This is a genomic window from Ruegeria sp. BJ6 (assembly GCF_056537885.1).
Map to the genome: position 1 here is coordinate 1 of NZ_JBQFSG010000012.1, position 13,350 is coordinate 13,350.

Annotated in this window: 13 protein-coding genes; 9 read left to right on the top strand and 4 right to left on the bottom strand. The window is 59.2% G+C overall.

Annotated features, from left to right (window positions below; translation table 11 throughout):
• Positions 1 to 73: 73 nt before the first annotated feature.
• Complete coding sequence (locus ACR0D6_RS19735; RefSeq protein WP_480766769.1) at positions 74 to 715, top strand: LuxR C-terminal-related transcriptional regulator; 642 nt, start codon at positions 74 to 76, stop codon at positions 713 to 715.
• Between the two features lie 100 nt (positions 716 to 815).
• Here the strand turns inward: ACR0D6_RS19735 and ACR0D6_RS19740 are convergent, their stop codons facing one another.
• The 4 genes from ACR0D6_RS19740 to ACR0D6_RS19755 all read right to left on the bottom strand — a co-directional run bounded on the left by ACR0D6_RS19740 (position 816) and on the right by ACR0D6_RS19755 (position 5,940).
• On the bottom strand, positions 816 to 1,760 hold the full coding sequence (locus tag ACR0D6_RS19740) for a substrate-binding domain-containing protein (protein ID WP_480766770.1): 945 nt from the start codon (positions 1,758 to 1,760) through the stop codon (positions 816 to 818).
• Positions 1,761 to 1,828: 68 nt separating this feature from the next.
• Positions 1,829 to 2,836: an ABC transporter permease gene (locus ACR0D6_RS19745; RefSeq protein WP_170652641.1), complete on the bottom strand. Its 1,008-nt coding sequence runs from the start codon at positions 2,834 to 2,836 to the stop codon at positions 1,829 to 1,831.
• Positions 2,833 to 4,371, bottom strand: coding sequence for a sugar ABC transporter ATP-binding protein (locus ACR0D6_RS19750; RefSeq protein ID WP_480766771.1), 1,539 nt, complete (start codon positions 4,369 to 4,371; stop codon positions 2,833 to 2,835). Before ACR0D6_RS19750 ends, ACR0D6_RS19745 begins: the two co-directional genes overlap by 4 nt.
• A 42-nt stretch (positions 4,372 to 4,413) precedes the next feature.
• Positions 4,414 to 5,940, bottom strand: a complete 1,527-nt coding sequence (locus tag ACR0D6_RS19755) for a UxaA family hydrolase (RefSeq protein WP_480766772.1) — start codon at positions 5,938 to 5,940, stop codon at positions 4,414 to 4,416.
• A 106-nt stretch (positions 5,941 to 6,046) separates the two neighbouring features.
• Between ACR0D6_RS19755 and ACR0D6_RS19760 the strand changes: the two genes are divergently transcribed.
• From ACR0D6_RS19760 to ACR0D6_RS19795, 8 genes are read left to right on the top strand one after another with little or no spacing between them, the layout of a single operon-like run.
• Positions 6,047 to 6,760 carry a GntR family transcriptional regulator gene (locus tag ACR0D6_RS19760; RefSeq protein ID WP_480450569.1) on the top strand — a complete coding sequence of 238 codons (714 nt, stop codon included), beginning with the start codon at positions 6,047 to 6,049 and terminating at the stop codon, positions 6,758 to 6,760.
• A gap of 14 nt (positions 6,761 to 6,774) precedes the next feature.
• The gene (locus tag ACR0D6_RS19765) at positions 6,775 to 7,827 is read left to right on the top strand and encodes an aldo/keto reductase (protein WP_480766773.1); all 1,053 of its coding nucleotides are present in this window, start codon (positions 6,775 to 6,777) and stop codon (positions 7,825 to 7,827) included.
• Positions 7,817 to 8,245 carry an RbsD/FucU family protein gene (locus ACR0D6_RS19770; RefSeq protein ID WP_480766774.1) on the top strand — a complete coding sequence of 143 codons (429 nt, stop codon included), beginning with the start codon at positions 7,817 to 7,819 and terminating at the stop codon, positions 8,243 to 8,245. The genes ACR0D6_RS19765 and ACR0D6_RS19770 overlap by 11 nt, the downstream gene beginning before the upstream one ends.
• On the top strand, positions 8,242 to 9,075 hold the full coding sequence (locus ACR0D6_RS19775; RefSeq protein WP_480766775.1) for an amidohydrolase family protein: 834 nt from the start codon (positions 8,242 to 8,244) through the stop codon (positions 9,073 to 9,075). Before ACR0D6_RS19770 ends, ACR0D6_RS19775 begins: the two co-directional genes overlap by 4 nt.
• Before the next feature lies 1 nt (position 9,076).
• On the top strand, positions 9,077 to 10,186 hold the full coding sequence (locus ACR0D6_RS19780) for a fumarylacetoacetate hydrolase family protein (protein ID WP_480766776.1): 1,110 nt from the start codon (positions 9,077 to 9,079) through the stop codon (positions 10,184 to 10,186).
• An 18-nt stretch (positions 10,187 to 10,204) separates the two neighbouring features.
• Positions 10,205 to 11,710: an aldehyde dehydrogenase (NADP(+)) gene (locus tag ACR0D6_RS19785; RefSeq protein WP_480766777.1), complete on the top strand. Its 1,506-nt coding sequence runs from the start codon at positions 10,205 to 10,207 to the stop codon at positions 11,708 to 11,710.
• Positions 11,711 to 11,726: 16 nt separating this feature from the next.
• Positions 11,727 to 12,470, top strand: a complete 744-nt coding sequence (locus ACR0D6_RS19790; protein WP_480766888.1) for an SDR family oxidoreductase — start codon at positions 11,727 to 11,729, stop codon at positions 12,468 to 12,470.
• A 17-nt stretch (positions 12,471 to 12,487) separates the two neighbouring features.
• Positions 12,488 to 13,330, top strand: coding sequence for a fumarylacetoacetate hydrolase family protein (locus ACR0D6_RS19795; RefSeq protein ID WP_480766778.1), 843 nt, complete (start codon positions 12,488 to 12,490; stop codon positions 13,328 to 13,330).
• The last annotated feature ends 20 nt before the right edge of the window (positions 13,331 to 13,350 follow it).

The window sequence follows — 13,350 nt, forward strand, 5'->3', positions numbered from 1 at the left end:
AAGGATACCACCGTATACCGCAACTCACACCACCAAAACGGGTAGGTAAACCCAAATTCAAAGGCAATTTCATATGCTTGGGAAAACAACTGAAGCAATCGACGTCATGCTGGCGGACAGCAATCCGCTGGTGCTCTCGGCAATGTCCGAAATCTTTGAACGCGACACCCGATTCTCGCTTGTCGCAACCTCGGCAACCGCAGAAGGCTTTCTGGGAATGGTTGTGCGCGTGCCCGTTAAGATCGCCGTCATCGACTGGAACCTGCCCGTTCTTGGGGCTGCGAAGTTGATAGAGGTGCTGCGCGAACAGGAAAACGCGCCCCGGTTCGTGGTCTATGGCGATACAGCAGGAGATATTCCCAGATTGGCGATGCAGGCCGGTGCTGCCGGGTTTGCTGCGCGCTCGGGCGAGGTCGAAGGGTTGTTAGAAACCTGTGCCGAAGTGGCAGCGGGCAAAATGGTTTTCCCCTTTATCGACGTGCGCAAGATGCAGCAGGATCCCATACACAGCCTGTCCCGCAAAGAGCGCGCGATTCTGGATGCGCTGGCCAAGGGGATGTCAAATCGAGACCTGTCAAAAGAGCTGCAAATCTCGACCAATACGGTGAAATTTCATTTGTCCAACATCTATGAAAAATTGTCGGTGAAGAACCGGGCGCAGGCGATTGCCTATTACTATTCTTCGCAGTTTTCCGGAGGCTCAAAACAGTCATAAGTCTTCAGACGACGGAAGGTTTATTTGTCTGAAAACAACGATCACCCGGAAAATTCAGCCCGGCGTGGGTACGCCGGGCCTTGAAAGTGCTACCTTTAACTCAGTCGTAAAGGACGGCCGCGATTTCCGGATCGTCGATGTTGGATGCATCATAGTAGTAGAAGCCAGTATCGATCAGTCCCGGAACCTCTCCACCCTTGGTGGCGGCGACGGCAGCTTTGACCGTCTCGTATCCGATGCCAACCGGGTTCTGAGTGATTGCTCCGGCCATCAGGCCGCTTTTGATCGCGTCCTTCTGGGCTTTGCCCGAGTCATAGCCGATGATCACCAGATCCTTGGTGCCAAGTTCCTGCACACCGTTCACCACACCAATCGCTGACCCCTCATTGGTGCCGAAGATACCTTTCAGGTCTGGGTTCGCTGTCAGAATGGCCTTGGTGACTTCGGTGGATTTCAGGTGGTCGCCCTGACCGTATTGAACTGTGACAACCTCGATATCCGGGTATTTCTCTGCAATGCGATTAACAAAGCCGTCGCGGCGGTCAATCCCGGTCCGGCTGGTCTGGTCGTGTGCAACAACTGCCACCTTGCCGCTGCCGCCGAGCAGCTCGGCCATCTTGTCGGCCGCCAGCGATGCGGCGGCGACATTATCGGTGGTCGCGGTAGCTAGGGGGATGTCACTATCGACGCCACTGTCAAAGGCGATCACGGGAATGCCTGCCTCTTGCGCCTGACGCAGCAGGGGGATGGCGGCTTGACTATCCAGCGCAGCAAATCCGATGGCGGCGGGCTTGTTGGCCAGCGCGGCGGCCAGCATGTCGATCTGCCTGTCCACCATCGTCTCATTGTCTGGGCCTTCGAATGTGATCCGAACACCCTCTTCGGTGGCGGCCTGTTCCGCACCGGCCTTCACCGCCTGCCAGAACTGGTGCTGGAAACCTTTCGAGACCAGCGGAACATAAATTTCCTCGGCAAAGGCAGTGGTGGCGGGAACGCTGAGCGCCACAGCGCTGAGAGCCCCGAGAATTAAGCGGCGTGAAAGCATGTCTTCTCCTCCTGTTGAGTCTTTATCCTGTTGAATTTTCTTTTGGTTTTGCCTGTATTGAAGTTGCCTCAGCTCGTTTTTCCGCGGCGCACCATATCGGCGTAGACCGCAAGGATGATGATGGCGCCGGTCACCACCGTCTGCCATTCCTGCGCCACCGACAGGACACGCAGCCCGTTGGTCAGAACTGCCATGATCAGGGCGCCGATCAGCGTTCCCAGAATGGTGCCCCGCCCGCCGGACAGGGATGTGCCGCCGATGACCACCGCGGCAATCGCCTCCAACTCATACCCAAGCCCCAGAGCGGGCTGGGCCGAGTTCAAGCGCGAGGCGATGAGAACGCCCGCGATCCCGCAGATGCCGCCGGCAAGGGCATAGATCCGCATTTTCCAGGCATCCGTGTTCACACCGGACAGGCGCACCGCCTCTTCGTTTGATCCCAGTGCAAATGTGTACCGGCCCAGCACGGTACGGCTGAGGATGTATGACGTGGCAATGGCCACCAGAAACAGGATCAGCACCCCGTTCGGGATGGGCAGGCCGGGAAAAACATCGCCGATCAGCGATCCGCGCGAGATTTGGTCAAAGCCGGGTGTATCATTGAAATAGATCGGTCGCGTTCCGGAGATCACCAGCGACAGACCCTTGAGGATCAGCATCATGCCGAGCGTGGCGATGAACGGCGGGATCTTCATTTTGGCGACGAACGTGCCCGAGCACAGGCCGCAGAAGGCGCCAGCGGCAATGGCCGCAATTACGCCAAGCAAAAGCGGCATGCCCAGATAGGTTAGAACCACCCCGGCGATGACGGCGCAAAAGGTCATCAATGTGCCCACCGACAGATCGATGCCACCAGTAATGATGACAAGGGTCACGCCCACGGCAAGCACCCCATTGACCGAAGTCGCCTGCAAAATGGCGATCATGTTCGAGGTTTGCATGAAGTTGGGCGACGCTATCGAGAATCCGATCAGTAGAGCGATGAGGCTGGCAAAGGCCAGCAGCTTTTGATAGGCGCCCGTGTCGGTCAGCGGAGCCAGCGGCTTTTTTTGCTTCACGTCGGTTGCAGTGGTCATTGATGTGTCCCCGTTGCGTGCTCTGACACCTGCATTGCCGCTTCGCGTTGCGTGGCCAGTTTCATTATTTCTTCCTGCGTGGCCGTTTTGCCGCCGGGCAGGATTCCGGTCAGGCGCCCTTCGCACATGACAGCGATGCGATGGCTCAGCCGTAAGATTTCAGGCAGTTCCGATGAGATCACGATGATCGCCTTGCCATCGGCAGCCAGTTCTTCGAGAAGTTTGTAAATTTCGGATTTAGCACCGACATCGATCCCGCGCGTCGGTTCGTCGAAAATCAGAATGTCGCAGTCACGCAGTAGCCATTTGGCGATGACAACTTTCTGCTGATTGCCACCCGACAGCAGCCTGACCTCTTGCGTGTCTGACGGTGTGCGAATGCCTAACTGAGCGATATAGTTCTGCGCTGTGCGCGAAATACCGGCGTCATTCAGGACGCCGCCGCGCCGGGTAAACATGTTCATCGAGGCCAATGCGATGTTGTCGCGGACGTTCATGCCGGTCGCCAGACCGAAATGCTTGCGGTCTTCGGAAAGGTATCCGATCCCCGCCTGTACGGCATCGGCCGGGGATGCAATCCCGACGCTGTGACCATGCACGCGAATTTCGCCCGCGTCTTTGGCGTCAGCCCCGAATATGGCGCGCGCGACCTCGGTCCGGCCCGCGCCCATCAGCCCGGCAAAGCCCAGAATTTCACCCTTGCGGACGGAAAAACTGACGTCCTGAATTTCCCTCCCACGGTTAAGCCCAACGACTTCCAGCGATACTTCGGCTTTGCTCAGGTCCGGAATATCCTGTGGCTCTTCCTTGACCTCCCGCCCGACCATCATGGCGATGATCTGCGAAATGGGTGTCGCGGCGGCATCGACCGTTCCGACGTATTCCCCATCGCGCATGACGGTCACACGGTCGGCGATCTGTTTGAGCTCGTCCATCTTGTGGCTGATATAGACGATGCCCACGCCTTCGGCCTTGAGGCGCCGGATGATAACGAACAACTCGGCGATCTCGGCATCGTTCAGCGCCGCTGTGGGTTCGTCCATGATCAGAACCTTCGAGCGGTAGGACAGTGCTTTTGCGATTTCGATCATCTGCTGTTTGGCGATGGTCAGGTTTCCAACCAGCGTTTTCGGGTCCAGCGACAAATTCATCGAGGCAAAGACCTCTGCCGCCTGCGCATTCAGCGCGGCTTCGTCCAGACGACCAAACCGCTTGCGCGGCTCACGCCCGATATAGATGTTTTGCGCGGCAGTCAGATCGTTCATCAGGCTGAGTTCCTGATGGATGATCCCGATGCCAAGATCCTGCGCGGCGCGCGGAGAGTCCGGATCGACGCTTTGGCCGCCGATCTTCAGTTCGCCCGCATCACGCTGGTAGATGCCGGACAGGATTTTCATCAACGTCGATTTGCCTGCTCCGTTTTCACCCATCAGGGCGTGAACCTCTCCGGGCTCCAGATCGAACCTCACGGTCTTGAGGGCGTGCACGCCGGGGAAGTGCTTTTCGATCCCCGTCATTTCGACCAGTTTCGTCATTTCTCCTCCCCCGATCCGGTCATGTTGCGCCATCCTTCCGCATCACATCACGGCCCCGATCTGCCAGGGGACGAATTCGACCCCGCCAAATCCAAGTTCTTCGCTTTTGGTCTGCTTGCCGCTGGCAACGTCGATCATCAGTTCGAACAGTTCTTCGCCCTTGGCTTCGATGCTGACACCGTCGGTGACGATGTCGCCGCAGTTCAGGTCCATGTCCTCGGACATGCGCGCATACATTTCAGAGTTTGTGGCCAGCTTGATGCAGGGTGTCGGCTGATACCCTGAGACCGAGCCTCGTCCGGTGGTGAACACGATCAGGTTCGCGCCCGAGGCAACCTGTCCGGTGACCGAGCACGGGTCAAACCCGGGGCTGTCCATGAAGACGAAACCCTTTTTGTCGACAAGCTCTCCGAATTTGTAGACATCGCGCAGGGGTGCGCTGCCGCCTTTGGCCACGGCGCCCAGAGATTTTTCCAGAATGGTGGTGAGGCCGCCGCGCTTGTTGCCCGGACTGGGATTGTTGTCCATTTCACCGCCGTTTCGAGCGGTATAGTCTTCCCACCAGCGCACCCGCTCGACCAGTTTTTCGCCGACTTCGATTGTCTCGGCACGCCGGGTCAAAAGATGCTCGGCCCCATAGATTTCCGAGGTTTCGGACAAGATCGTGGTGCCCCCGTGGCGCACCAGAAGGTCCGAGGCACAGCCCAGGGCTGGATTGGCTGTGATCCCCGAATACCCGTCCGATCCGCCGCATTGCATCCCGACGGTAATCTCACTGACAGGGGCGGGCGCGCGACTGGCCTGATTGGCCAGTTCGGCAATGCCCCGCAGTTCGGTCAGTCCCTTTTCGATGGTCTTTCGCGTCCCGCCTTCGTGCTGGATAGTCATGTATCGCAGGATGCCGTCAGCCCGGATTGGCCGACCGCCAACCAGATCCGCCACCTGCATCACCTCGCACCCAAGACCGATCAGCAGAATGCCTCCGAAATTCGGGTGCTGGGCATATCCCGCCAGCGTGCGGAACAAAGTGTCATAGCCTTCGCCCGTGCCGGACATTCCGCAGCCCGTGCCGTGTACGATGGGAACAATCCCGTCAACATTGGGATAGGCGTCAAGCAGACCAGCTTTTTCGGCCGCTTCTGCGATGAAACGCGCCACGGAACCTGCACAATTCACCGAAGTCAGGATGCCGACATAATTGCGGGTTCCGACCTTGCCGTCGGCGCGGTGATAGCCCTGAAACGTCCTATTGCTGCCAATGGCGGGTAGAGGATCGTTCTGGCTGGCAAAGCCATAATCCTGCTGATGCGCGCCCATGCCCAGATTCTGGACGTGAACATGATCACCCACTGCAATGTTGCTTCTGGCCTGGCCGATGATCTGGCCATAGCGAAGAACGTTAGCGCCTGCCGCAATCGGCTTGCTGGCGATCTTGTGGCCGCGGGTGACGGCTGAGGTCAGTGGTGCTTTCAGGCCCGCTACAATCTGCCCGGCAGGCAGATCACGCAGTGCAATGACCACATTGTCCTGTGACTGCAACTGAACAACATCGCTGGCTTGCGCGTCCACGCTGAGCTTCCTCCTGCCTTGCGTCCGAATTCGCTACGAGTGATGTATGTGCTAGCTTGACTTGAGACGCATGTCAACTAACATGTTAGTCGACACGGAGGAATGAATGACCGCCCCAACGGAAATCGATGCAGCCCAACTGAAAGAGATAAGCGCGCTTGAAGGGTCGCTGGCGCAGCGGGTTTACCTGTCGCTCAAGGGCGCCATCCTGTCTTTGGAATTCCTGCCGGGCACGGTTTTGCGCAAAGGGGCGATCTGTGAGCAGCTGGGTGTATCCCGTTCTCCCGTCTCTGAAGCGATAGCGCGGCTTAGTGCCGAAGGACTGGTGGATGTGGTTCCCCAATCAGCGACACGTGTTGCCTATTTCTCGATGGCTGAAATCCGCGAAGGTGCATTTTTGCGCGAGGCGCTGGAATTGGCTGCCGTGGCCAAAGTGGCGGAAGACCGAACCGATGAGCAATTGGCGCAACTGACCCGCAACCTGCGTCTGCAAGGGCTGCTGGTCGAAGATCAGGATTTTGCCGGGTTTTATCAGGCGGATGAGGAATTCCACGCGATGTTGATGCAATTTACCGGATTTACGCGTCTGATAGCGGTCGCCCGGATGGTTTCGCTGCAAGTCAGCCGTGCGCGGGTGCTGCTGCTGCCAACGCCTGGCCGCGCTGTGGAAACCTATGAAGAGCACCTCGCCATACTCGAGGCTATTCGCAGCCGTGATCCTGCCGCAGCGCAGGCCGCCATGCGCCGCCATCTGGGTCAGTTGCTGCCGCGAATTGAGCCGCTTGAGCAGCAACGCCCCGAACTGTTTAGCTCTTCCTGAGACGAGGATTAGTAATGAAAGTAACCGATACCGCACTACTCAACGCCCGTACTGCCCGGTCTGTGCCGCTGACGCGGATGGGCTTTGGTGGGGCGCCGCTTGGGAACCTGTATCGCAAGGTCAGTGACAAGGATGCGCAGGCCGCTTTGCAGGCGGCGTTTGACGCCGGTATCCGGTATTTCGACACAGCACCGCAATACGGGCTGGGACGGTCAGAGCAGCGGTTTGGTCCCGCAATCGGCAGGTTCGGTCGGACCAACATCCAGCTTTCGACCAAGATCGGTCGCCTGCTGCTGGATTGCGAACCGCATGAAGTGACGCCCGAGGCCTTTGTCGATGTTCCTCAGAAACGGATCGTGTTCGACTATACATATGACGGGGTAATGCGGTCATATGAGGCCAGCAAGGCCCGGCTGGATGTTGAAAAGGCAGACATTCTGCTGGTGCATGATGTGTGCGCCTTCAGCCAGGGGTCACAGGAGGCATCGGATGCCAAGGTGCGTGAACTATTTGACGGCGGTGGTTTTCGAGCCCTGACCGAGTTGCGCGCTGCCGGAGAAATCGCTGCCATCGGCGCGGGTGTGAACGAATGGCAGGTCTGCGAACGTCTGCTGGGTCTGGGTGATTTCGATGGTTTCCTGCTGGCCGGTCGATACACACTGCTGGAACAGGACGCGCTGGAGAGTTTTTTGCCCCTATGCGTGAAACGCGATGTCGGCATCATTCTGGGTGGCCCGTACAATTCGGGCATTCTGGCGACCGGGGCTGTGCCGGGTGCGAAATACAACTACGCCGACGCCCCGCCTGAAATCCTTGACCGGGTCCGGCGGATCGAAGCGGTTTGCGCCGCCCATAAAACTCCGCTGATCGCCGCCGCGCTGCAATTCGTTTTGGGGCATCCCTGCGTGAAAACGGTTGTCCCCGGTGCGGTTAACGCAGCCGAAGTTCAGGCCAATGTCGCTTTGCTTGAACGCCCGATACCCACGGCGCTATGGTCGGACCTGCGCAATGAAGGGCTGATCCGATACGATGCGCCTTTGCCGACGGAGGGTGCGCATGCTGCGTAACATCGACCCGATCCTGTCGCCCGACCTTCTGCATGCCCTGCGGGCAATGGGGCACGGGGACATGATCGTCATCGCTGATGCCAACTTTCCCGGTGAAAGTCTTGGCCCGCCTTGTGTCCGGGCTGATGGCTCTTCTGCCAGCGAAATGCTGCGCGCGGTGTTGTCGGTGATGCCGCTGGATACATTTGCTGAGGACCCGGCGCTGACGATGCAGGTGGTCGGCAACGCGGATGAAATCCCCGAAGCGGTGGCCGATTTTCAGACCATCATAAATTCGGTTGCAGATAATCCCGCGCAAGCTGCCGGGCTGGAACGTTTCGATTTCTACGAACGTGCCGCGCAATCCTTTGTCGTTGTGCAAACCGGAGAGCGCAGATTGTACGGCAACATCATTCTGACAAAGGGCGTGATTGGATGAGCCGGATCGACGCGCATCAGCATTTCTGGGCTTTGAAGCGGGGCGATTACGGCTGGCTTACGCCAGATCTGGGGCCGATCCACCGGGATTTCGGTCCGCACGATCTGGAACCGCTTTTGCAGACACATGATATCAGCGGCACTATTCTGGTTCAGGCAGCGCCCACGGAAGCTGAGACCCGGTTCATGCTGAACCTTGCCGATAGCAATCCGTTTATCAGGGGGGTGGTCGGATGGATCGATTTTTCAGCCCCCGACGCGCCGGAACGGATCGTTGACCTTGCCCGGCATCCCGCACTGGTCGGGTTGCGGCCGATGATTCAGGATATACCCGACCCTGACTGGATGTTAGGCGAGACGCTGACGCCCGCATTCCAGACAATGTTGGCGCAGGACCTGACATTCGAGGCCCTGACATTGCCGAGGCACCTGCCGAACCTGCTGACCCTGTTGCATCGGCATCCTGAAATGCGCGTTGTGATTGATCATGGCTCAAAGCCGGCAATCCGGGATCAGCTGATTGATGGATGGGCGCTGGATATATCGGCGCTGGCGCGTGAGACAGGTGCCTATTGTAAACTGTCCGGCCTGATGACCGAGGCGGCAGCGGATTGGTTGGTCGAGGACCTGAAACCTTATGTCAGTCATCTGCTGGACTGCTTTGGACCGGATCGCCTGATTTGGGGCAGTGACTGGCCGGTCTGTACGCTGGCAGGGTCATATGACCGCTGGATTGAGACCACTGAAACCCTGCTAGCCGAACTTTCCGGGCCAGAGCGGGACGCCGTCCTTGGCGGCAACGCGACCCGCGCTTATCTGTTGAGAGAGTGACATGACCCCTGATCTGGACCCCGCCGGCCTGTGGTTGGGCCGAATTGACGTCCCGGGCATCGGACCTTGTGTCGTAACCCTGCGCGAAAACCATCTGGTGAATATCACTGATCGGGCGGCACCGACTGTCCGTGATATTCTCGAACGCGAGGACGCCGCCGAATATGTACGCAGCGCCCCCGGTAAGTATCAATGGCCGCTGAACGGGGATCATCGTTGGCTGGCCCCATGTGACTTTCAGGCGATCAAGGCCTGCGGCGTGACCTTTGCCGGATCAATGGTCGAGCGCGTGATTGAAGAACAGGCGGCGGGCGACCCGGATCGTGCCCACAGTATCCGCGAGAGGATCGGCACACGGATCGGTGAAAGCCTGTCGAATATCGTTCCCGGATCCGAAAAGGCCGCCGAGGTGAAACGGGCACTGATCGACGAAGGATTATGGAGCCAGTATCTGGAGGTCGGCATCGGACCTGATGCCGAGGTGTTCACCAAGGCGCAGGTATTGTCCTCGGTCGGGTTCGGCGCTGATGTGGGTCTGCATCCGATCTCGACATGGAACAACCCCGAACCCGAGGTTGTGCTGGCTGTGAACTCGGGCGGGCGAATTCAGGGTGCGGCGTTGGGCAACGACGTCAATCTGCGCGATGTCGAGGGTCGCTCGGCGCTTTTGCTGGGCAAGGCCAAGGATAACAACGCATCCTGCGCGATCGGACCGATGATCCGGCTGTTCGATGACAGCTTCACACTGGACCATGTACGAAAGGCCGAACTGACCCTGACAGTCATTGGCGAGGACGGATACGTGCTGAACGGAAGCTCATCGATGGCGCAGATCAGCCGCGACCCCGCTGATCTGGTTAGGCAGACTATCGGGCGCCATCATCAGTATCCGGATGGTCTAATGCTGTTTCTTGGCACGCTGTTTGCGCCGACACAGGATCGCGACACGCCGGGGCAGGGGTTCACGCACAAGCTGGGCGATGTGGTGAAAGTGGCCTGTCCCGAACTTGGGCAACTGGTCAATACCGTCCGGTTGTCTACCGAATGCCCCGAGTGGAGTTTTGGCGCGACCGCGCTGATGCGAAATCTGGCCGCGCGCGGCCTTTTATGAATGCAGGATAGGCAAAACATGCTGACAGGACACCATCTGATTGCCGGCCATTGGGTTGGCGGCAACGACAGTTTCGATTCTGACCCGGCCAAGGGTCCATCACACACATTCTGCATGGGTAATGCAGAGCTTGTGGACCGCGCAGTCGACGGGGCTGAGACGGCTTTTGCCAGCTTCGGCTGGTCCTCGCGGGCCAGTCGTGCGGCCCTGCTGCGGCGCATCGCGGATGAAATTGATGCGCGTGGTGATGCGATCACCGAAATCGGGTGTCAGGAAACCGGATTGCCCGAGGCGCGTCTTGTCGGCGAACGTGGACGCACCACCGGCCAGCTGCGCCTTTTTGCCGATCATATCGAACGGGGCGACTATCTTGATGTGCGCCACGACGCGGCCTTGCCTGACCGCGCACCCCTGCCACGGTCCGATCTGCGTCTGGTGCAGCGTCCCATCGGTCCCGTGGCGGTGTTCGGCGCGTCGAATTTCCCGCTGGCCTTCTCGGTTGCGGGTGGCGACACGGCGGCCGCCCTTGCCGCGGGTTGTCCGGTGGTCGTCAAAGGGCACGAGGCCCATCCCGGAACCGGCGAGATCGTCGCTCAGGCGATCCACGCAGCCCTGACTGCGCTTGACCTGCATCCCGGTATCTTTTCGCTGGTGCAGGGCGGTGCGCGCGAAGTCGGGGAACGGTTGGTCCAGCACCCCCTGATCCGCGCCGTGGGCTTTACCGGATCATTGCGCGGCGGACGCGCCCTGTTTGACCTGTGTGCGCAACGGCCCGAACCGATCCCGTTCTTTGGCGAGCTGGGGTCGATCAATCCCATGTTCCTGCTGCCCGAAGCCTTGTCAGCAAAGGCCGAGGCCTTGGGTGAAGGCTGGGCAGGGTCCCTGACCATGGGTGTGGGGCAGTTCTGCACCAATCCGGGTGTCGCTGTTGCCATGGCCGGGCCGGATGCCGAGCGTTTTGCCGATGCTGCGCGTCACGCGTTGCAGCAGACCGGGCCACAGACCATGCTGACGCAAGGCATTGCTGCGGCCTATGAGGCGGGTGCGGACCAGATGGCGCAGCAGGCGAATGTAACGCCTCTTCTGAACCCATCCTGTTCCGAGCGGGCGGTGGCCCCAGCATTGTATTCCGTTTCGGGTGCGGACTGGCTGACCAATCCCGACCTGCATCATGAGGTTTTTGGCCCCCTTGGTCTTTTGGTCACAGTTTCCGACTTCGACCAGATGATGCAGGTGGCGCGCACCCTTGACGGGCAACTCACCTGTACCCTGCACATGGAGGCTGCGGATCGCGACCGCGCCGCGCAGCTGTTACCGGTGCTGGAGCGCAAGGCAGGTCGCCTGATCGCCAATGGTTTCCCTACCGGGGTCGAGGTTTGCGACGCGATGGTGCATGGCGGCCCTTATCCGGCCTCCACCAATTTCGGCGCAACCTCGGTCGGGACGCTGTCCATCCGGCGGTTTCTGCGCCCTGTCTGCTATCAGGACATGCCAACAGACATTATTCCGGAATACGAGAGTTAAGGAGATCGAGGTGACAATCGACAATGGACGTTTGGCCGGAAAGCGGTGTCTGATCACTGCGGCGGGTCAGGGCATCGGGCGCGCGACCGCTGAATTGTTCGCCGCACAGGGCGCCGAAGTGATCGCCAGCGATATCAACGCGACCGTGCTTGAGGAACTGGACGCGCTGAACGGAATAACGGCGCGGCAGCTTGACGTGACTGATACTGATGCGGTTTCGCGTGCAATGGTGGAGATTGGACCGCTGGATGTGTTGTTCAACTGTGCCGGATATGTGGCGGGTGGCAGCATTCTGGAGTGTGACGAAAGCGATTGGGATTTCAGTTTCGATCTGAACGTCAAGGCAATGTATCGCCTGTGCAAATTGACGCTTCCGGGGATGCTGGAGCGGAGCGGGGGCTCCATCATCAATATGTCTTCGGTGGCTTCCTCGATAAAGGGTGTGCCGAACCGGTTCGCCTATTGTGCCTCAAAGGCGGCGGTAATCGGTTTGACCAAGGCGATCGCGGCGGATTTCGTCGAACAGGGCATACGGTGCAATGCGATCTGTCCCGGCACAGTGGACAGCCCCAGCCTGCATGACAGGCTGCGCGCAACCGGCGACTACGACAAGGCGATGCGGGATTTTGTTGCTCGCCAGCCCATGGGGCGCATCGGAACGGCCGGGGAAATTGCCGATCTGGCGCTCTATCTGGCCAGTAACGAAAGCCGGTACACGACCGGTCAGGCCATGGCCATCGACGGTGGCTGGACCATCTGAAGCAAGGGAAAGAAGTTATGAAACTGTTACGCTATGGCCCTGCGGGGCAGGAAAGGCCCGGCCTGCTTGCCGAGGATGGGAGCCTTCGTGATCTGTCCGGGCATATCGAGGATCTGTCCGGCGACGCTCTGAGTGACGCTGCGCTGGAACGGCTGAGGGCACTTGATCCGGCGAACCTGCCCATGGTCGAAGGTTCCCCCCGCCTTGGCCCGTGTGTAGGGCATGTTGGCAAGTTCATTTGCATTGGCCTGAATTACGCGGACCACGCTGCGGAATCCGGGATGGAATTGCCGGAAGAACCGGTGATCTTTTTCAAGGCAACTTCAGCAATCATCGGACCGGATGACACCGTGGAAATCCCCCGTGGATCGGGCAAAACCGATTGGGAGGTTGAACTGGGTGTCGTGATCGGAAAAGAGGCCAAGTATGTGTCCGAGGCCGAAGCGCTGGACCATGTGGCAGGGTATTGCGTGATCAATGACCTGTCCGAGCGTGACTTTCAGTTGCATCGCTCGGGCCAATGGGTGAAAGGCAAATCTGCGGATACCTTCGGCCCGATCGGGCCATGGCTGGTGACGCGCGATGAAATCGCCGACCCTCAGAACCTTTCCATGTATCTTGAAGTGAACGGGCACCGCTATCAGGACGGCTCGACCCAAACGATGTATTTTGACGTGGCGACGGTGATTTCCCATCTGTCGCAGTTCATGTCTTTGCAGCCGGGCGACGTGATCTCGACCGGGACGCCACCCGGCGTGGGTATGGGGCAGAACCCGCCGACCTACCTTAAACCGGGCGATGTGATGGAATTGGGCATCGAAGGACTGGGGGTTCAAAAGCAGCAGGTCGTGGCTGGCTGAATGTGATTGCAACCGGGCCG